The sequence below is a fragment of the Gordonia oryzae genome, from assembly GCF_003797185.1.
Taxonomy (GTDB): Bacteria; Actinomycetota; Actinomycetes; order Mycobacteriales; family Mycobacteriaceae; genus Gordonia; species Gordonia oryzae.
The window spans coordinates 1-18,329 of the sequence record NZ_RKMH01000003.1 but is presented as its reverse complement, the minus strand read 5'-3'; the positions used below and the strand labels follow the sequence as shown (position 1 = coordinate 18,329).

Annotated in this window: 17 protein-coding genes and 2 pseudogenes; 12 read left to right on the top strand and 7 right to left on the bottom strand. The window is 66.7% G+C overall.

The window, feature by feature from the left end; genetic code table 11:
- The first annotated feature begins 2 nt into the window (after positions 1 to 2).
- The 3 genes from EF294_RS04280 to EF294_RS04270 are packed head-to-tail and all read left to right on the top strand — an operon-like array spanning position 3 to position 2,317.
- Positions 3 to 935 carry an SDR family oxidoreductase gene (locus tag EF294_RS04280; RefSeq protein WP_123925992.1) on the top strand — a complete coding sequence of 311 codons (933 nt, stop codon included), beginning with the start codon at positions 3 to 5 and terminating at the stop codon, positions 933 to 935.
- Positions 916 to 1,707 (top strand): fructosamine kinase family protein, encoded by a 792-nt coding sequence (locus EF294_RS04275; protein WP_246007677.1) that lies wholly within the window; start codon positions 916 to 918, stop codon positions 1,705 to 1,707. Before EF294_RS04280 ends, EF294_RS04275 begins: the two co-directional genes overlap by 20 nt.
- 22 nt (positions 1,708 to 1,729) lie before the next feature.
- Entirely contained in the window at positions 1,730 to 2,317 is a 588-nt protein-coding gene (locus EF294_RS04270; RefSeq protein ID WP_123925988.1) for a nucleosidase, read from the top strand.
- Positions 2,318 to 2,350: 33 nt separating this feature from the next.
- Here the strand turns inward: EF294_RS04270 and EF294_RS04265 are convergent, their stop codons facing one another.
- The 4 genes from EF294_RS04265 to EF294_RS04250 all read right to left on the bottom strand — a co-directional run bounded on the left by EF294_RS04265 (position 2,351) and on the right by EF294_RS04250 (position 6,971).
- On the bottom strand, positions 2,351 to 3,352 hold the full coding sequence (locus EF294_RS04265; RefSeq protein ID WP_123925986.1) for a DUF6542 domain-containing protein: 1,002 nt from the start codon (positions 3,350 to 3,352) through the stop codon (positions 2,351 to 2,353).
- Between the two features lie 76 nt (positions 3,353 to 3,428).
- Positions 3,429 to 4,664, bottom strand: coding sequence for a DNA recombination protein RmuC (locus tag EF294_RS04260; protein ID WP_246007699.1), 1,236 nt, complete (start codon positions 4,662 to 4,664; stop codon positions 3,429 to 3,431).
- Between the two features lie 59 nt (positions 4,665 to 4,723).
- On the bottom strand, positions 4,724 to 5,323 hold the full coding sequence (locus EF294_RS04255; protein ID WP_123925982.1) for a methylated-DNA--[protein]-cysteine S-methyltransferase: 600 nt from the start codon (positions 5,321 to 5,323) through the stop codon (positions 4,724 to 4,726).
- Positions 5,324 to 5,333: 10 nt separating this feature from the next.
- On the bottom strand, positions 5,334 to 6,971 hold the full coding sequence (locus tag EF294_RS04250) for a DNA-3-methyladenine glycosylase 2 family protein (RefSeq protein ID WP_123925980.1): 1,638 nt from the start codon (positions 6,969 to 6,971) through the stop codon (positions 5,334 to 5,336).
- A gap of 132 nt (positions 6,972 to 7,103) precedes the next feature.
- Between EF294_RS04250 and EF294_RS04245 the strand changes: the two genes are divergently transcribed.
- The 4 genes from EF294_RS04245 to EF294_RS04230 all read left to right on the top strand — a co-directional run bounded on the left by EF294_RS04245 (position 7,104) and on the right by EF294_RS04230 (position 11,534).
- Complete coding sequence (locus EF294_RS04245) at positions 7,104 to 7,382, top strand: hypothetical protein (protein ID WP_123925978.1); 279 nt, start codon at positions 7,104 to 7,106, stop codon at positions 7,380 to 7,382.
- Positions 7,383 to 7,467: 85 nt separating this feature from the next.
- A complete protein-coding gene (locus EF294_RS04240) occupies positions 7,468 to 8,736 on the top strand; it encodes an AI-2E family transporter (protein ID WP_123925976.1) in 1,269 nt (422 codons plus the stop codon).
- Between the two features lie 51 nt (positions 8,737 to 8,787).
- Positions 8,788 to 9,867, top strand: a complete 1,080-nt coding sequence (gene ychF / locus EF294_RS04235; protein ID WP_123925974.1) for a redox-regulated ATPase YchF — start codon at positions 8,788 to 8,790, stop codon at positions 9,865 to 9,867.
- Positions 9,868 to 10,046: 179 nt separating this feature from the next.
- Positions 10,047 to 11,534: an MFS transporter gene (locus EF294_RS04230; protein WP_123925972.1), complete on the top strand. Its 1,488-nt coding sequence runs from the start codon at positions 10,047 to 10,049 to the stop codon at positions 11,532 to 11,534.
- Positions 11,535 to 11,573: 39 nt separating this feature from the next.
- Here the strand turns inward: EF294_RS04230 and EF294_RS04225 are convergent, their stop codons facing one another.
- A complete protein-coding gene (locus tag EF294_RS04225; protein WP_246007676.1) occupies positions 11,574 to 12,347 on the bottom strand; it encodes an RCC1 domain-containing protein in 774 nt (257 codons plus the stop codon).
- Positions 12,348 to 12,415: 68 nt separating this feature from the next.
- On the bottom strand, positions 12,416 to 12,994 hold the full coding sequence (locus EF294_RS04220; protein ID WP_123925968.1) for a TetR/AcrR family transcriptional regulator: 579 nt from the start codon (positions 12,992 to 12,994) through the stop codon (positions 12,416 to 12,418).
- Between the two features lie 85 nt (positions 12,995 to 13,079).
- On the opposite strand from EF294_RS04220, the pseudogene EF294_RS04215 reads away from it, so the two are divergent.
- The 3 genes and pseudogenes from EF294_RS04215 to EF294_RS04205 all read left to right on the top strand — a co-directional run bounded on the left by EF294_RS04215 (position 13,080) and on the right by EF294_RS04205 (position 15,568).
- Positions 13,080 to 13,960: pseudogene (locus tag EF294_RS04215) on the top strand (SDR family oxidoreductase).
- Positions 13,961 to 14,023: 63 nt separating this feature from the next.
- Positions 14,024 to 14,539 carry a GNAT family N-acetyltransferase gene (locus EF294_RS04210; RefSeq protein WP_123925966.1) on the top strand — a complete coding sequence of 172 codons (516 nt, stop codon included), beginning with the start codon at positions 14,024 to 14,026 and terminating at the stop codon, positions 14,537 to 14,539.
- A gap of 84 nt (positions 14,540 to 14,623) precedes the next feature.
- On the top strand, positions 14,624 to 15,568 hold the full coding sequence (locus EF294_RS04205) for a glycoside hydrolase family protein (RefSeq protein ID WP_123926645.1): 945 nt from the start codon (positions 14,624 to 14,626) through the stop codon (positions 15,566 to 15,568).
- Positions 15,569 to 15,577: 9 nt separating this feature from the next.
- Here the strand turns inward: EF294_RS04205 and EF294_RS04200 are convergent, their stop codons facing one another.
- Positions 15,578 to 16,411 carry a LysR family transcriptional regulator gene (locus EF294_RS04200; protein WP_123925964.1) on the bottom strand — a complete coding sequence of 278 codons (834 nt, stop codon included), beginning with the start codon at positions 16,409 to 16,411 and terminating at the stop codon, positions 15,578 to 15,580.
- A gap of 90 nt (positions 16,412 to 16,501) precedes the next feature.
- Here EF294_RS04200 and EF294_RS04195 point away from each other — a divergent pair, with 90 nt between their 5' ends.
- Both EF294_RS04195 and EF294_RS04190 read left to right on the top strand, forming a co-directional pair.
- Positions 16,502 to 17,527 carry a bile acid:sodium symporter family protein gene (locus EF294_RS04195; protein WP_123925962.1) on the top strand — a complete coding sequence of 342 codons (1,026 nt, stop codon included), beginning with the start codon at positions 16,502 to 16,504 and terminating at the stop codon, positions 17,525 to 17,527.
- A 40-nt stretch (positions 17,528 to 17,567) separates the two neighbouring features.
- Positions 17,568 to 18,130: pseudogene (locus tag EF294_RS04190) on the top strand (dihydrofolate reductase family protein).
- The last annotated feature ends 199 nt before the right edge of the window (positions 18,131 to 18,329 follow it).

The window sequence follows — 18,329 nt, the reverse complement described above, 5'->3', positions numbered from 1 at the left end:
TCATGTCATTGCGCGACCTGATCAGAATGGACCCGCCGATTCCCACCCTGCGCGGCCGCCGGGTGTTGATCACCGGGGCGGCCAGTGGAATCGGCCTGGCCACGGCGCTCGCCTCGGCACGTGATGGCGCTGAACTGGTCCTCACCGACCTGCATGCCGACAAGCTCGACGAGGCGGTGGCCACCGTCACCGAGGCCGGCGGGCACGTCGCCTTCCATTCCGCGGGCGACGTCTCCGACTACGAGTGGGTCCGCAGTTTTGCCCATGAGGTCGACTCCGAGGTCGGCGTGATGGACGTGGTGATGAACATCGCCGGGATCTCGGTCTGGGGCACCGTGGACAATCTTGAGCACCGGCATTGGCGATCGGCCGTCGACGTTAACCTGATGGGTCCGATCCACATCATCGAATGCTTTGTGCCACAGATGGTTCGGCGGGGTCATGGCGGACACCTGGTGAATGTGTCGTCGGCCGCGGGACTGCTCGCCTTCCCCTGGCATGCCGCCTACAGTGCATCGAAGTTCGGTATCCGCGGGGTCTCGGAAGTTCTGCGATTCGACCTGCGTCGTCACCACATCGGCGTGTCACTGGTCTGCCCAGGTGCGGTCGCCACCCCATTGGTCAACACCGTCGAGATCGTCGGTATCGATCGTACCGATCCTCGGGTGGCCAAGCAGATCGACGCATTCCATCGCGTCTCGGTCACCCCCGACACCGCGGCCGCCGCGATCATCAAGGGGATCAAGAAGAATCGATTCATGGTCTACACCTCCTTCGATATCCGGTTCGGATACTGGTGGGCACGCAAGTTCGCATTGCCCTACGAGATCCTCATGCGCATCGCCAACGATCGATTCGCGCATCTCGCCCGGATCAGTACGATGTCGCCGACGGAGACCGTGCCCGCCGACCCGGATGCCGCGCGAGATCGATAACTCCTTGGACAACAACGTCTTCCGTAAGACCCGCAGTGGCGCCGATCCGGACTTCTTCGCGGCCGAGGCCGCCGGTCTATCGTGGCTGGCGGAGGCCGGAGCGCCCGTCGTCGACGTCATCGCGGTGTGGGACTGCGGAATCGAGTTGCAGCGCTTGCACTCCGACCTCCCCGACGCCGACGCCGCACGTGAGTTCGGCGCCGCTCTGGCGCGAATGCATGACGCGGGTGCCGAGTCGTTCGGGGCGCCGCCCGCGGGATACCACGGACGACAGTTCATCGGCGAACGGCCGCTGAGTTCCCGCACCCACGCGAGTTGGGGTGCCTTCTACGCCGCCGAACGCGTCGAGCCCTACCTCGAATCCGCGCGCCGCGCCGGATATCTCACCGCCGACGACGAGGAATTGACCCGGTCGGCGTGTGCGGTCATCGCCGACGGAGTCTTCGACGACGACGAGCCACCGAGCCGGCTGCACGGGGACCTGTGGAGCGGCAACGTGATGTGGACACCCGACGGTGTGGTGATGATCGATCCGGCCGCCCACGGCGGTCACCGCGAGACAGACCTGGCGATGCTCGTGCTGTTCGGCTGTCCGCACCTCGACGCCATCGTCTCCGCCTACGACCAGACCCGCCCACTGGCAGCTGGGTGGCGCGACCGAATTCCGCTGCACCAACTGCATCCGCTGGCCGTCCACGCCGCAGGCCACGGACCGTCCTACGGGTCGGCGTTGGGGCGGGCGGCGCAGGCAACCCTCGCGCTCACGCGCTGAGTGGCTGACGGACAATCATCGGATGCGCGCAGATTCCTCGTCGTCCGATACCGGGATACTGGTCGTCTCCGCGACCTGGTCGGAGGCACGCCACATCCCCGACGGCACCCGGCTTCTGGTCACCGGCATCGGAAAGGTCGCCGCGTCGGTTGCGTTGACGCGAGAACTGAGCACCGGGCCCGCGGTGACACGCATCGTCAACATCGGGACCGCCGGCGCGCTGCACGACCACCATCTCCCGGTCGATCACGAAGGGCTGTTCGTACCGTCGGCTGTCATCGAACACGACATCAGCAGCACCGAGCTGCGGGCGATGGGTTATCCGATCGTCGACCGATGGGAGCTGCCCGACGGCGACGGCACAGTGCTCGCCACGGGCGACACCTTCGTCGCCGATCCGGTCCGCCGCGCTGAACTGGCCGCCGGCGCCGATCTTGTTGACATGGAGGGCGCCGCGATTGCCCATGTGGCAGCGGTGTTCGGGGTGCCCTGCCGGCTGGTCAAGGTGGTCACCGACGGTGCCGACGAAGGTGCGATGGACTGGCCGTCACTCGTCGACGAGGCAGCGCGCACGCTCGGGCGGTGGGTGTCGGAGCACCGCAGTGCGTAGGAGTTTCGTCGGCATCGACGCACCGAGCGCCGGTCAGGAGCGGTTGCGTGAGCGCGTCGATTGATAGGCGGCGGCAGCGCCGGACTCGTATCGGTCGAGTTCCGCGGCCGCCGTTCGGGCGCGTGGGCGCGGTCGGTCGGGCTGATCGGCGGGGATGCGCGTGGTCTCCTCGGAGGTGACAGAGGCCGGTCGCGCGGTGGGTCGGCCGGCATCGCCGGCGCGACGACGCGGTGCCTCCGACGACTCGGTGGTCTTGCGGACCGCATCCCCGGCACGTGCTCGCCGGGGACGCCCCGGGCTCGAGTCATCGGCGGAGTTGGCTGCGGCACCGACTACCGATGCGCTCGCGCGGGCCTTCGATGCGGTGCTGCGGGCGTCGGCGTCTTTCTGCCGGCCGGCGCGGCTGCTCGACGAGGTGCTTGTGGCAGCACGAGCCGAACCCGTCCGCGCGGTCGTCGCGCGGCTGCCCGACGTGGTGGCGGTCTCGGTCCGCCGAGTGCGCGGGGCCTTGCCGCCCTCGCTGCGTGCGCCGGAAGCGCGTGCGCCCGCGGCGCGAGTGTTCTTGTTCGCGCGTCGTTTCGCCGCCGGCCGGTTGCTGCTCTTGCCGCCCCAGAGTTTCGCGTTCCACCCCTCAGGCCTGGTCAGCACCCACCGGAGCAGAACCAGCACGAGCGTCACCACAAAGGTGATGGCCATCCACGGGAAGTTGGCGGCGATCGGTAACAGCACCTTGAGTACCAAGGACTTGAGATCGGATGCGTTGCCGGCGTTGAGGCTGTAGAGCGCCAGTACGCCGATGCAGAATGCGATCAGCGGAGGCTGGGCGGCCGCGGTGAACAACGCCCGGCGACGCACGGCAAGCGCGGCCAGGCAGCACCCGACCAGCAGGCAGAAATTGAACACTGCGCCGAGGTTGCCGTGATTCTTGGCGTCCATGACCGCGCCGATCGCGGTCAGCGTTGTCGCGATGAGGACGGCACCCCACCAGGGCACCCCACGGACGGTCGGCAGCACCGACTGCTGGTCCAGTGGCACCGCGGAAGAGCTTCGTTGCGGAAAGGGCACATCTAGACGGTACCGGGTGAAGAGCGATTTTCCGCCAACCGCCGGGTCATGTTGGCCGATCCGGCGACCCGATCGGGGCGCCATGTCCGTTCTGTGTGATGTGCGCGTCGAACTGCGCGATCGGGCTCGACCCGGCCCCGTGATCAGCAGTGCGGGTCTCGCGGACGGTGTCGTGAATCGTGCGGACCGTGGTGGGTTCGTCGAGATCGCCGAGCGCCTCCAGTGATGCCAGCCGGCGGGCGGTCACCCCGACCCGGGAATCCAGTGCTCCCACAGTGGAGTTGTAGGCATCGACCGCCCTCCGCAGAGACGAACCGACCCGATCGAGATGGCCGAGTACCGAGTCGAGCCGATGATGTAGCTCGACGCCGAGCTCGTGAATCACCGCCGCGTCACGTGCCATCGCGTCGTGCCGCCAACCGAGTGCGACGGTCCGCAACAGTGACACCAGACTCGACGGCGTGGTGAGCACCACATTCTTGGTGATGCCGAACTCGATGAGCGTGGGATCTGCGCGTACCGCCCACTCGAGTACCGCGTCGGCAGGCAAGAACAGTACGACCATCTCGGGGGTGTCGTCGAAGGCCGACCAGTATGACTTCGCCGAGAGCGCGGTGATGTGCGTGCGCACCGCCCGGGCATGGTCGGAGAGCAGATCGCGCCGCATCTGCGGGTCCTCGCAGTCCGCGGCCTGGAGATACGCCTGCAGGGGCACCTTGGCATCGACGACGATGTCGCGGCCACCGGCCAGGTGCACCACCATATCGGGGCGAACCGACCCGGCCTCCGAACTCGTCGACACCTGGGTGCTGAAATCGCAGTGGCGGGTCATCCCGGCGAGTTCGACGACCCTCTCGAGCTGGACCTCACCCCACCGGCCCCGCAGATGCGGGGTGTGCAGTGCGTTGGTCAGCGCCCGGGTCTGATCGGAGAGCCGCGTCGACATCATCTGCATGCCCCGCACCTGCTCGGACAGGCCGGCGTAGGCACTCGTGCGGTCGCGTTCCACACGCCGTAGTTCGTCGGCCATCTGTCCGACCAGCGTGTGCAGTGGGTCGACGATGTGACTGAGCTCGGCGCCGATCGCGTTCGACTGCCGTCGGGCCGCATCCTCTGAGGCCGCGGCGAGTGACCGTCCGACCAGTTCCTGGGAGGATCGCAGCGCCGCGGTCTCGGCGCGAGCGGCGGCGACAGAGGTGGCCGATCGGCTCGTGCACGCGAGCCAACCGAGAGCGACGCCGAGGACGATGCCGACGGGGAATGCGAGCAGGATGCCGATCATGTCGGTGATGTTGCCCGCGACCACCGACAGAATCGGAGCGCCGCCCGCGATACCGCAGCTCAGCCGGCGTCGAGGAGCGGCACTTTCAGGTCGGGCGTCTCCCGGTCGAGCAGCGACCGCTTGATGTCCAGTCCGTAACGGAAGCCGCCAAGGCTTCCATCGCGTCGCAGCACACGGTGGCACGGCACGAACAGCGCCGCGGCGTTGCGCGCGCAGGCCGAGGCAGCGGCCCGGATCGCGGCCGGTTCACCGGCACGTTCGGCCAATTCGGTGTAGGTCACCGCAGTGCCCGCGGTGACTGCACGTAAAGCGGCCCAGGTCTTTTCGATGAACGGACCCGATCGTTGGACGACCGGTTGAGCTGCGGCCGGACCGAAGTCGTCGGCGTAGTAGGCCTCGACGGACTCGGTGATGGTGGTCAATTTTGGTGTGCGGCCGAGCTCTGCGGGACCGCGCAGAGCGTGCGGCCGTAGGTCGCGGTGCACGAGTGCGACCAGATATTCGGGGGTATCGGTCCACCCTGATGCCAGGATGATGCCGTCGGTGTCGGTGACGACGGTGAATGCGCCGTCGGGCGTCGAGACCGTCGTCCACAGGCCGACGCCGTCCTTGAATGTGGAAGTACTTGGCGTGGGGTGTGTTTCGAGTGGGTCGGTCATGAGGATGCTCCTAGGTGGTCGTGTCGGCGGTAGTGCTGGGCGGGGTACTGGCGCCTGCGGGGATGAGTCGATGGCGCCAAAGGTGCATCGAGGCGTAGGAACGCCACGGTGCCCACTGGGCGGTGTCGTCGAGGTCGATGGCGAGATCGCGGGCGGCGTGGCGAACGACAAGGTCGTGCCGGAGAAGGACGTCGGGGTCGCCGGTCACCTGCATCGTGACGTAGTCGGCGGTCCATGGTCCCACCCCGGGCAGGGCAAGTAGTTGTGCATGAAGATCGGACGCATCGACCCCCATGTGTGGTTCCACCGAATGTTCGGCAATCGCCTGTGCCGCGCCGACGATCGCCGAGATCCGGCGGGCGGGCCCGGTCAGGATCGTGCTGCCGTGTTCGGCGATGGCCGCGGCCGTCGGAAACTGTTGCCACAATCCTGCGCTGTCGTCGCCCCCGTCATCGGCGGCCGCGCTCGGCCAGCCCGTCGGCTCGCCGAGCGCGTCGACCAGCCGCGTTACGTGCCGCCGTGCGGCCGCGACGCTGATCTGCTGGCCGATCATGGTGCGGATGAGTGATTCGCCGCCGTCGATGCTTCCGGGTACCCGAACCCCCGGCGCGACGCCCACGACCCGGCGCAGGGCTGGATCGGTGGACAGGGCGTCGGTCGCGGCCACGACGTCGGCGTCGAGGTCGAACAACCGGCGCACTCGGTTCACCGCGGCACTCAGATCCCGTAGGTCCAGATGCTGGAGTCGCACGCGCAGGAAACCTTCACCGGGCGTCGTCTCGGCCAGCGCCGGCCCGTGTGGGAGGGTCAGCACGCGCTGATGAATCCACTGCCGATCGGTGTCGGGTCGATACCGCTCGACGCCGTCGACCGAGTGCGCGGCGAGGTACCACCCGAACCAGGAGGTGTCGAACGGTTCGCGGTATGCCAGGCGCAGCGTGATCGCCGACGATCGCTCGCCTCTGCCGGTGGCCGCGGATGCTGCGGTCGGGGTGTCGATGTCGCTGCGGGAGTTGGCCCGTCGCAGCGAGCGCAGCGCGCGTGGGGTCAGCCCGAACACCTCGCGGATGGTGTCGTTGTACTGACGCACGCTGGTGAATCCGGCTGCGAAGGCGATGTCGGACATCGGTAGATCGGTGCACTGGATGAGGATTCGCGCGCTGGTCGCGCGATGCGCCCGGGCCAGCGCGAGCGGGCCGGCGCCGAGTTCGGTGCTCAGCACGCGTGTCAGATGCCGCGTCGAGTACCCGAGTCGTCCGGCGAGACCACCGACACCCTCGCGTTCGATGACCCCGTCGGCGATCAGCCGCATCGCCCGGGAGGAGAGATCCTTGTTGAGATTCCAGCGCGGTGAACCCGGAACCGCGTCCGGCAGGCAGCGACGGCAGGCGCGGAACCCGCCCGCCTGCGCGCCGGCCGCGGTTGCGACAAAGGCGACGTTCTCGGGTCGCGGGGTCTGCGCCGGGCACGACGGACGGCAGTAGATTCCGGTGGTGCGCACGGTGGCGAAGAACTGGCCGTCGAAACGCGCATCCCGAGCCTGCAGCGCGCGGTAACACCCCTCGAAATCGAGCCCCGTCGACGCCCGGACCGGGTCGGTGCCTGCCGTCGTCGAGGACTGGGGTCGCGTGACGGTGGAAGCGGTCATGGCTCCACCCTCTCACCGACGGGCGGGCATTTCTGGCGGGAATCGGCCATCGTTTCACCGGTCCGTCGGCATACGATCGCCTAGGTTCGTCAAGTGAGTGACGTAGCTAACACTTCATGCCACCATGTCTATATGAGCATGCAGTTCGACGGCCCTCGCCAGCGAGGTCAGGAGCCGGAGACCCCGCTTGCAGAGTTACCCGACTGGGGACTCGACATCATGCGCGGGCTATACGGACCGGACACCATCGATGCCGAATGTGCCCGTCAGCGCAGGACGTGGACACCTCTCACGCCCGTCGACTCGATCGAGACCGGCGATCCGGTGCGTCCGTTGTCGCCACTGGAGGCCGAGTTGGTCGCGGCCGATGCGCTCGGTGCGCTCGTGCTGCGCGTGCTGCGTCGTCGTTGACCGACTTCGCTCGGCGTCTCGGATCCGTGTCCCCGAGTGAGGGCGAGCCGCCGCCGCGCCGCCCTATCTCCGGGGTCTCGGTGCAGTGGTGTGTGAGGATCGTGGCGTGACCGATTCTGACGACTCGTCGCCGCTGCCCGTTCCCGGTGCGGATGGCCCGGCAGATGCTGGCATCGCCGCGCCCTCGCGAATGCAGGTATTCCTGAGTGGGCTGCGGTCGACCTCGATCGTCGGGCTGCAGTTCATCCTGGTGGTCGCCGCCCTGTGGGTGGTGATGTGGGTGGTCGGCCAGGTCTGGGTGATCCTGCTCCCGGTGCTTCTGGCGATCATCGCGTGCACGTTGATGTGGCCGCCGGTGCGGTGGTTGCGGGGGCACGGCGTACCGCCGGCCGGGGCCTCGCTGCTGATGATGCTCGTCGCAGTGGGTCTGCTCGGCGGCGTGATCGGGCTGATCGTGCCGTCGATCGTCGATCAATCCCCGGAACTCGCCGATCGCACCGTCAGCGGTGTCCGCAAACTCCAGGACTGGGTCCAGGGTCCGCCGCTGAATATCGGCGACGACCAGATCGACGGTCTGGTATCGGCGATCACCCAACGTGTCCAGTCCAGTGCGAGCACCATTGCGGCCGGAGTGTTCAACGGGATAGGCACCGCGACATCGGTGCTGATCACCCTGTTCACGACGCTGATCCTGGTGTTTTTCTTCCTTAAGGACGGCCCACGTTTTGTTCCGTGGCTACAGCGGACGATGGGGCATCCGGCAGGTGCGCATCTCGGTGAGGTGCTCGTGCGGATGTGGAACTCGTTGGGTGGCTTCATCCGGACGCAGGCGATCGTCAGCTTCGTCGATGCCTCGCTCATCGCTGCCGGACTGTTCGTCCTGAAGGTTCCCCTGGCGGGGGTACTGATGGTGATCACGTTCCTCGGCGGCTTCATACCAATCGTCGGCGCCTTCGTCGCGGGCGCGCTCGCCGTGCTCATCGCGCTGGTGTCCAACGGGCTCCCCACGGCGCTGATCGTTCTCGGCATCATCCTCGCCGTGCAGCAGCTCGAGGGAAATGTGTTGCAACCGTGGCTGCAGTCCAAGTCGATGGACTTGCACGCGGCCATCGTGTTGCTCGCAGTCACCCTCGGCGGCAGCCTCTTCGGGATCATCGGCGCATTCCTCGCGGTGCCTGCCGCGGCGGCTATCGCCGTCGTCCTGCGCTATCTCAACGAACAGATCGCCATCCGGATGGGGGAGAGGCCCCCGCCCCTCGACGAGGCATCCGACGACGGCGGTCCGGGCGTGGGAGCCAACAAGGGCACGGAGGACTCCGCGGGCACCGGCGGGGCGGTGCCGGGTACCGCCTGAGTCCGTCACCGGCCTCGGTGTGCCGAGAGGTGCCCGATAGACTGGGCGCCCGTGAGTCTCACCCTCGGTATTGTAGGACTGCCCAACGTCGGCAAGTCCACCCTGTTCAACGCGTTGACCCGCAACGATGTGCTGGCCGCGAACTACCCGTTCGCCACCATCGAGCCCAACATCGGGGTCGTCGAGCTCCCGGACACACGGCTGCACCGTCTCGCCGAGATCTTCGGCAGTGAGCGCATCCTGCCCGCGACCGTGTCATTCGTCGACATCGCCGGGATCGTCAAGGGCGCGTCGGAGGGTGAGGGCATGGGCAACCAGTTCCTGGCCAACATCCGCGAGGCCGACGCGATCTGCCAGGTGGTGCGCGTGTTCGCCGACGACGACGTCGTGCACGTCGACGGTCGGGTCGATCCGCTCGCCGACATCGGGGTCATCGAAACCGAGCTGATCCTCGCCGACCTCCAGACCTTGGAGAAGGCGATTCCGCGGCTGGAGAAGGAAGCCCGCAAGAACAAGGACACCGCCGAGGTGCTCGCCGCCGCGCAGAAGGCGCAGGAGATCCTGAATAGTGGCACAACACTGTTCGCGCAGAATGATTCGTTCGATCTGTCATCGGTGCGCGAACTCCACCTGATGACCGCCAAGCCGTTCCTCTACGTCTTCAACGCCGACGAGTCGGTGCTGACCGACGACGCGCGCAAGGCGGAGCTGAAAGCCGCTGTGGCACCGGCAGATGCGGTCTTCCTCGACGCCAAGGTGGAAAGCGAGCTCCTTGAACTCGACGAGTCCGACGCGCAGGAACTCCTCGATTCCATCGGGCAGGACGAGCCCGGCCTGCGCTCGCTGGCGCGTGCCGGATTCCACACCCTTGGTCTGCAGACCTACCTCACCGCCGGCCCGAAAGAGTCGCGTGCGTGGACGATTCGCAAGGGCGACAGCGCGCCCCAGGCCGCCGGCGTGATCCACACCGACTTCCAGAAGGGATTCATCAAGGCCGAGATCGTCTCCTTCGCCGACCTCGACGCCGCCGGCTCGATGGCCGCAGCCAAAGCCGCGGGCAAGGTGCGCATGGAGGGCAAGGACTACGTGATGGCCGACGGGGATGTGGTGGAGTTCCGGTTCAACGTTTAGCGCTGGACATGGTGCGTCCTGGTTCGTCCCGCGATCAAGTCCATCGGCGACATGAACTCGCCGATCGGCCGAAGTGAATCGCTTCGTTCATCGGAATCCTCTCTCCATGTAGGGCATCAGCTCCGATGATTCGGCGAGTCCCACGCCGGAGAGCCTGATGATGGGCACAATGGCTGATCGTGAACAGTGCAGGCGCAGTGCGCATTCGTCGGCCGGCCATGAAGTTGCCCCGGCGACCGGAATGGGTCGAGCGGTCCTCGCGGTCCCACTGGTACACCATCGCCGGAATCAGCTTCGGCGCGTTCATGATTCAGCTGGACTCGAGCATCGTCACACTGGCACTGCCGTCATTGCAGCGGTCCTTCGCCGCGTCGCTCGCGTCGGCACAGTGGGTGTCGGTGGCCTACGTGCTGACGGTGGTGGCGCTGGTCGCGCCATGCGCGCGACTCGGTGACGGCTGGGGACGCAAGAACCTGTATCTCTACGGGTATGCGATGTTCACGGTCGGTTCGATTCTCTGCAGCATCGCGCCGGACCTCGCCTCGTTGATCGCGTTTCGGGTGCTGCAGGGCACCGGTGGAGCCGCGATTGCCGGCAACGCCATCGCAATGGTCACCGAGAACATTCCCAAGGAAAGATTGCGCGACGGGCTCGCCGTCCAAGCCGCCGTGCAGTCTCTGGGCCTGGCGCTCGGGCCGATGAGCGGTGGCTTCCTGGTCGACGCTTTCGGATGGAGGTCGATCTTCTGGGTGAACGTTCCGATCGGTGTCGTCGCGGTGGTCTCGGCGCTTGTGCTCCTGCCCGACGCGACACAACGGCGTTCGATGCCCCGATTCGACTGGCCCGGAACCACTCTGCTCGCGCTGGCCGCCATCGGGCTGCTGGTCGGTCTGTCCGGGCTCTCCGGCTTGCCGCTGGGGTTGGTCGGGTCACTCATCCTGCTCGTGAGTCCCGCACTTATTCTCCCGGTGTTCTGGCGGAGAGAAAAGCGTGCGGGCGCACCGCTGATCGATCCGCCGACGCTGCGCACCCCACAGATCGCGATCGGCGCGCTGGGCGCCATGGTGAGTTATCTCTTGCTGATCGCGCCGACCGTGCTCATCCCGCAACTTCTCGTCCCACTGGGCTGGTCGGTGTCGGCGACCGGCGTGATCCTGTTCGCGATGCCCGCCGGATTCCTCACGGCGACCGTTGCCTCCACCGCGTGGCTGCACTCCTGGGCCGGAAACTCCATGCGCACCGATGTGGGATGTGTGGCGATTCTCGGAGCGATTGTGGCGCTCGCGTCCCGGCCGACCGAGATTGCGTGGATTGTCCCTGCATTGGCGGTCCTCGGCATCGGCCTCGGGGTGTACGTACCTGCCAACAACGCCTCGGTGATGGCCGCGGCCACAGCTCGCGGAACCGGTACCGCCGGATCGTTGATCGCATTGTCCCGCAATGTTGGAGTGGCCACCGGCGTTGCCGTTGTCACCTTGACCCTGCACGTTGCCGGACACGACAGCAGACGCGACGCATCCGATCCGGCCGGCGCGGCACACAATGCACTGGTGGGGGCGGCGCACTGGGCCTGGCTGGTGCTGCTCGGCTTCGCTGCTCTCGCAGCACTGGCTGCCCTCGCGTCGGCCGTCGCTGCAGGCCGTAGCGCCTCCGCGGCGAGTACCTGACTTGCCACGCGGGGGCGCGCCGCTCGGGTGAGCGGCAGGTCATCGATGCAGGCGCCAGGGCCTCACGTCGCACTGACCATGCGAATTCTCCCCGGTCGCGATGACGGTTCCGTCGTCGAGAAGTCCGAGCGTGTGCGCCGATCCGGCCGCGACGGCAGTAACGCCACGCCACTCTGCGACCTCGCACTGTCGGTGGTGATTGTCGCCGACCGCCCGCACGGTTCCGTCAGCGAGGAGCGCCACCGTGTGGTGGCTGCCCGCCGACACCGCGACGACGGTGCGCCATCGGGTGACGTCGCACTGGCCCGCGGTGTTGTCGCCGGTGGCCAGTGCGGTGCCGTCGACGCGCAAGCCGACGGTGTGTAGATAGCCGGCGCCGATGCCGATCAGGTCGTGCCAGCCGCCGACCGCACCCTGCCCGCGCCGATTGCTGCCGGTGGATAGTGCTGTGCCGTCGGCCAATACGGCGACCGAATGCCAGTCTCCGCACGCGATCGAGACGGCGTCTTTCCAGGCGGCCACATCACACTGACCCTCCGCGGTGCGACCGGTCGCGACCACGGTGCCATCCGCGCGGAGGCCGAGAGTGGTTCTCCATCCGGCTGCCACGCCGACGATCTCACGCCATCGGCCGACGTCGGTCTGTCCGTCACCGTTCCACCCTGCGGCGAGAACCGTTCCGTCGCTGCGCAACCCGACGCTGTGGGATCGGCCGGTATTGCGCGCGGCATGCACGTTGCCGGCGGCCGCGGCACAGATACCCGACCACGACGAGACGTCACATTCCCCGGCGCGACCGTCGCCGGTCGCCACTGCCGTCCCGTCCTCCCGGCATGCGACCGAGTGTCGTCGGCCTGCGGCCAGCGTGTTCATGTGCGGGATCAGCCCAGTGACCCTGCGGCCGAGCGTAATTCGCTGAGCGCTTCGAGTACGAACGACACGAGCGGCGCGCCGTCGTCCTTCTCGCCCTCGGCCCATTTCGCGTATCCCTGTTTGAAGGCGAGCACACCGAGTTCGGCGGCGACCCGCGCGGTCGCATCCGCGACGCCGCGGGTGATGAGGGCGTCGGTCATCGCGGCGGCGAGCCCGACGCTCTTGAGGGCGTCACGTTCCTGGAGTTCGGTGCTGGCGGCGATCGCCGCGCTGAGTCTCGGTCCGAGTTCCCGGTTCATCGGCCCCATCTCGCCGGCGGCACGCTCGAGACCTGCGGCGACCATGCCGAGTGGTGTCGCGTCGGCGGACGCCTCGGCGATTCCCTCCGCCATCAGACGGCTGAGCGTTTCCTGGCCGGCCACCAGCACCTCGCGCTTGTCCGAGAAGTGCCGGAAGAACGTGCTGCGGGTGACGCCGGCACGGTCGGCGATCTGCGCGACTGTCGTCGCGTCGTAGCGGTGTTCGTTGAACAGGTCCACCGCGGCGAGGACGAGGCGCTCGCGTGCGCCGGGTTCCCATCGAGCCATGTGGTCATCATAGTGATGCGACATGTGTCCCGTCATCGCGCTGCAGTGATGAGACAACAGTCGCATCACTCGTCAGGAGAGATCCATGCACGTCTTCGTCACCGGCGGTACCGGCACCATCGGCTCCGCCGTCGTCTCAGAGTTGCTCGACAACGACCACACCGTGCTTGCCCTCGCTCGCTCCGACCGGTCCGTGCAGGTACTCGCCGACGCCGGTGCGCAGGTCTTGCGCGGTGGGTTGTCTGATCTCGACGTCCTGCGCTCCGGCGTCGCGCAGTCCGAGGGCGTGATCAGCCTCGCCTTCGATCACGGCGACCACGGAGCCGACGCGTTGGCCGCGGCGATCACCTAGGAAACCGCCGCGTTGTCGGCCACCGGGGAGGAACTCATCGGCACCGACCGTCCGATCGTCACCGTGTCGGGCACGCCGTGGATTCCGGGGCGCGCGTCCACCGAGGCCGATCCGTTGCCCACCGACGGTCCCGTCGGCGGCCGGGCCCGATCGGTGCTGGCGTTACTCGACCTCGCATCGAAAGGCGTGCGCCCCAGTGCGATTCGTCTGCCTCGGACGGTTCACAACCATGGTGAGGGTGGGTTCGCCGGCCTGTTGACCCAACAGGCACGACGCAGCGGCGTAGCGGGATACCCGGGCGACGGCACGCAGCGCTGGCCGGCCGTGCACGCCCGCGACGCCGCGACACTGTTCCGCCTCGCGCTGGAATCGGCGCCGGCCGGGACAGCGTGGCACGCGGTCGCCGACGAGGGAAACACCGTCGCCGACATCATTTCGGTCATCGGCAGGCGGCTGCGACTGCCGGTACAGCAGATACCACCGAGAGCTTCGGTTCGTTCGGTCCGATCTTCGCGGTGGATCAGCCCTCGACGAGCACGCACACCCGCGAGGCACTCGGTTGGACGCCGACGCATCCGAGCCTGCTCGAGGATCTGGAGAACATCGAACCGTGAGACCTAGGATTGGCGTCCGAGTTCGGTGCCGAAGCCGGGCCTCAGCGTCAGAAAGGCGAACCGATGACGACCGACGTCGACGGGTCCGACCGCGACTTCGGTGACGTCCACCGGATCGGTGTCGAGCGGGCCGGTGAGATTCTGACCCTGCAACGGGCTGCGTATGTCACCGAGGCGAAGCTGCACAACGACCTGCAGCTGCCCCCGCTGGATCAGACCGTCGACGAGATCGTCGACGAATTGCAGAGCCCGGAGGTGATCGCCCTGGGAATCACCTCCGGAGCACGTCTGGTCGCCGCAGTACGACTCACGGTGCACGGTGACACCGCTGAACTCGGTCGTCTCACGGTCGCGCCCGACCTGCAGGGGAGGGGTTTGGGCAGTCGTCTGCTCGGCGCGGTCGACACATGGTTACCCAGAGCTGTCACCAGACTCGAACTGTTCACCGGTGAGCACAGTCTCGCGAACATTCGCCTGTATCACCGTTTCGGTTTTCGAGAGTTCCGTCGCCGGAATGTCGGGACCTACGACCTGGTCTTCCTTGCGAGAAACGTCATCTCAGGCGAAACCGGGGGATAACGATGTGGTACCCGTGTGAGCCGAGGTGTTTCTGAATTGTCGCCCATCACCGATACTGCTTCGGTGACGAAGCGGACGATATGCGTGGTGATATCGGCGGTCCTGGCTGTCGCGGGGTTGCTGTTTGCCGTTCCCGGGACGGCCGGAGCCGCACCACAATCCGGGTGGCGATACACGATGGTCGCGTTCAGCAACGCCAGCGATCGTGACATGGATGTCTACCGGTCCGTCGACGGCACTCATTTCGACGTCCTGCAGATGGCGGCGTATCGTCCGCCGTCCGGGTTGGTGCGCGACCCACGGATCTTCCGTAATACCGACGGGTGGTACTACCTCACCTACACCACGGCCGCGGGCGCCAGTATCGGGTTCGCGCGTAGCTCCGACCTCACCCACTGGACGTTCGTTCAGAACCTGGCAGTCCCGTTCTGCTGCTTGCTTCTTCCCGGTACCGGCGACGGCAAGGGATCGTTGGGTGCGCTGGGTTCGTCGGGTTCCGCCGGGTCGAGTGGACTGCCCTCACTGTCGCCGTTCACCACCAAGGCGTGGGCTCCGGACTGGTTCGTCGAGAACGGTCGCGTCAACATCATCGTGTCGATGTCGACCGGCGGTGGGTTCATCCCGTATCTGATGACGGCGACGGACCCCTCGCTGCGGAACTGGGGGCCGCCGGTGCCGCTCGCGGGAATCGGCGCCGACCACATCGACACCACCATCGTGAAGGTGGGCTCGACCTACCACGCATTCACCAAAAACGAGACCAAGAAGGTCATCGAGCACGCCGTCGCGTCCGCCCTGGCAGGGCCCTACACCTTTGTTGCTCCGGGCAATTGGGGTGCCTACGTGGAAGGGCCGTCGGTCATCCAACTGCCCGGTGGAGCATGGCGGATGTACTTCGACGCTTACACCAGGGGCAAATACCTCTACTCCGATAGTGGCGACGGTCTGCGCACATGGACGGCTCCCAAGGAACTGCCGGGCCTGTCCGGAACGGTGCGACACGTGGGAGTGATCCGCGAGCCCTCGTGACGCTGGAACTCACCACGTCGCGGACCGCAGTACCGCGAGCAGCGCTGCCTCGGCGCGTGTCGTCGGCCGCCGCCGGGTGATCACCACGACCTCGGTGAGTCCCGGGTCGGGCAGGCCGTCGAGTTCGACGACGTCGGCGGGCAGGAGTCGACGCGCATGCACCATCACTCCGAGCCCGGCCAGCACCGCGGCGCGCAACCCCTGCTGATTGTTGGAGACGCAGGTGATCCGGTGATCGAGCCCCGCGTCGGCGAGTGCGGTGAGCGCAGCGGTGCGCGAGATGCTGGGTTCTGGAAAGGTCACGAGCGGAATCGGGTCACCGGGCCGTAGGACGGTGTCCGACGCGCCCGCCCAGACCAGCGGCTCGGTGAAGATCAACTGTCCGTGCCGCTGGCCCGGATTGCGTTTGGCCAAAACCAGATCCAGTGAACCCGAACGCAGGCTCGTGTGGAGGTCCTCGCTGAGTCCGATGGTCAGCTCGATATCGACGCGCGGGTGGTCGGTCCGGAAGCGGCGCAGGATTTCCGGCGTCCCTGTGGCCACAAGGTCCTCCGACACCCCGAAGCGGATGCGTCCGGTGATGCCGTCGTCGGTGAAATAACTCAGCGCGCGATCGCACTCGCTGAGGATGGAGCGGGCGAAGCCGGCCATCACCGAGCCGTCCGCGGTCAGCTCGACAGAGTGCGTGTCGCGTCGCAACAGCGTTCTGCCGACCTGTTTCTCCAGGCGGGCGATGTGGCCGGACACAGTGGATTGCCCGACGTCGAGCTGGCGTGCCGCGGCTGAGAACCCGCCGGTGTGGACGACAGTGAGGAAGGTGCGCAGCGTGGTGGGATCGAGCACACATCTCAGGCTAGTTATCGACAAACTCGATCACAATTATCATGGTCAACGTGTTTCCAAATGGCTTCGACGCGCGTTGACTTATGTTTCATGCGACTGCTCAGGAAGCTCCCCATCGACGGATTTGTGCTCTTGATCCTCGCGACGGTGGTGCTCGCGTCGGTGTTTCCGGTCGCCGGTGCAGCAGCGACGATTCTCGACGGAATAGTGAAAGCGGCCATCGCGCTTCTGTTCTTCCTCTACGGCACGCGGCTTTCGCCCGCCGAGGCGATGGCGGGAGCACGCCATTGGCGATTGCATCTGACGGTTCTGGCGGTCACCTTCGTCGTGTTCCCGCTGATCGGGCTCGCGCTGCGGGTGCTGACCCCACACCTGCTGAGCAGTGCCCTTTCCACCGGTGTGCTGTTCGCCTGTCTCGTGCCGTCCACGGTGCAGTCGTCGATCGCGTTCACCTCGGTTGCCCGCGGAAACGTCCCGGCGGCCATCGTGTCGGCGTCGTTGTCGAACCTTCTCGGAGTCGTGCTGACCCCATTGCTCGTCGTCGCCCTCATGACCACCACCGGCGGAGTCCACGTGAGTGCGGAATCGTTCGGCGAGATCATCCTTCAGTTGCTGCTTCCGTTCATCGCCGGCCAACTGTGCCGGCCGCTGGCCGCAGGACCGCTCGGACGACACCCCTTCCTGACCAAGACCGTCGACCGCGGCTCGGTGCTGCTGGTCGTGTACTCCGCGTTCAGCGCCGGTATGGCCGAGCACATCTGGTCGTCGGTCAGCGTGGGGTCGATCGCCCTGGTGGTGGCGGTGTGCGCAGGCGTCCTCGGAGTGGTGTTGATCTTGTCTCGATGGGCTGCAAAGGCTTTGGGCTTCGGTCGCGACGACGCCATCGTCATTCAGTTCTGTGGATCGAAGAAGAGTCTGGCCGCCGGTCTGCCCATGGCCGCAGTACTCTTCGCAGGAGCGCCGGTGGGGCTGATCATCCTGCCGCTGATGATCTTTCATCAGATCCAATTGTTGGTGTGCTCGATGCTCGCCGCCCACCACGGCCGTGTGGCATCTGAGCGCGCCGGTACCCCGAGCGATGACCCAACTCTGGATTTCGTGGTCGGGTCTCCGTAGGGTGTGCGCCACGGAGACTTCGCCACGAGGAGGTCGGCGCATGGGACAACTGATGTACACCACCAGCATGTCCGTCGACGGCTACGTCGCCGACGCCGATGGCGATTTCGGTTGGGGTGCTCCGGATGCGGAGATCTTCGACATGCATGGTGATCGTATGGCGGAGACCTCCGCAGACGTGTTGGACCGCAAGACCTATGACCTGATGCGGTATTGGGAGAGCCCTCCGGAGGACGGGAGCTGGACGGCTGCAGAACTCGTGTTCCCCGCCGGTGGCAGACGATCGAGAAAGTAGTCGTCTCGACGACGATGAGTCCCGACGCTCTCTCCTCCGATCGCTCGCGGTTGGTACGAGAGCTCGACATCGCAGAACTACGGCAGCTCGCCGAGAGCGCTCCTGGCTCGGTCGAGATCTTCGCGCCGACCACCGCAGCTACTGCGATCCGCGCCGGAATGGTCTGCGGTTTACGGCTGTTCGTCGTCCCCGTGATCATCGGAGGGGGGCTGCGTGCCCTGCCCGCCGACGCTGCGCTCGACCTTCGGCTCATCGAGCAACGGACCTTCGCCAACGGCACCGTCTATCTGCATTACGCCCCGAAGTGAGGGTGCTCTGGGCATCGCCACCTGCCGCTGATCCTTCTCATCGAATTGCTTACTCCTTCCCCCGATGGTCGAGCGCTCCCATCACCGTATGTTCGCTCCCTTCCCCCCGGTGGTCGAGGTGTGAGCCGCGTGCGGCGAGCCTCGAGACCCTGGTGAGATGACAAGCATCGCAACCACATCCACCACCCACTCGACGCAA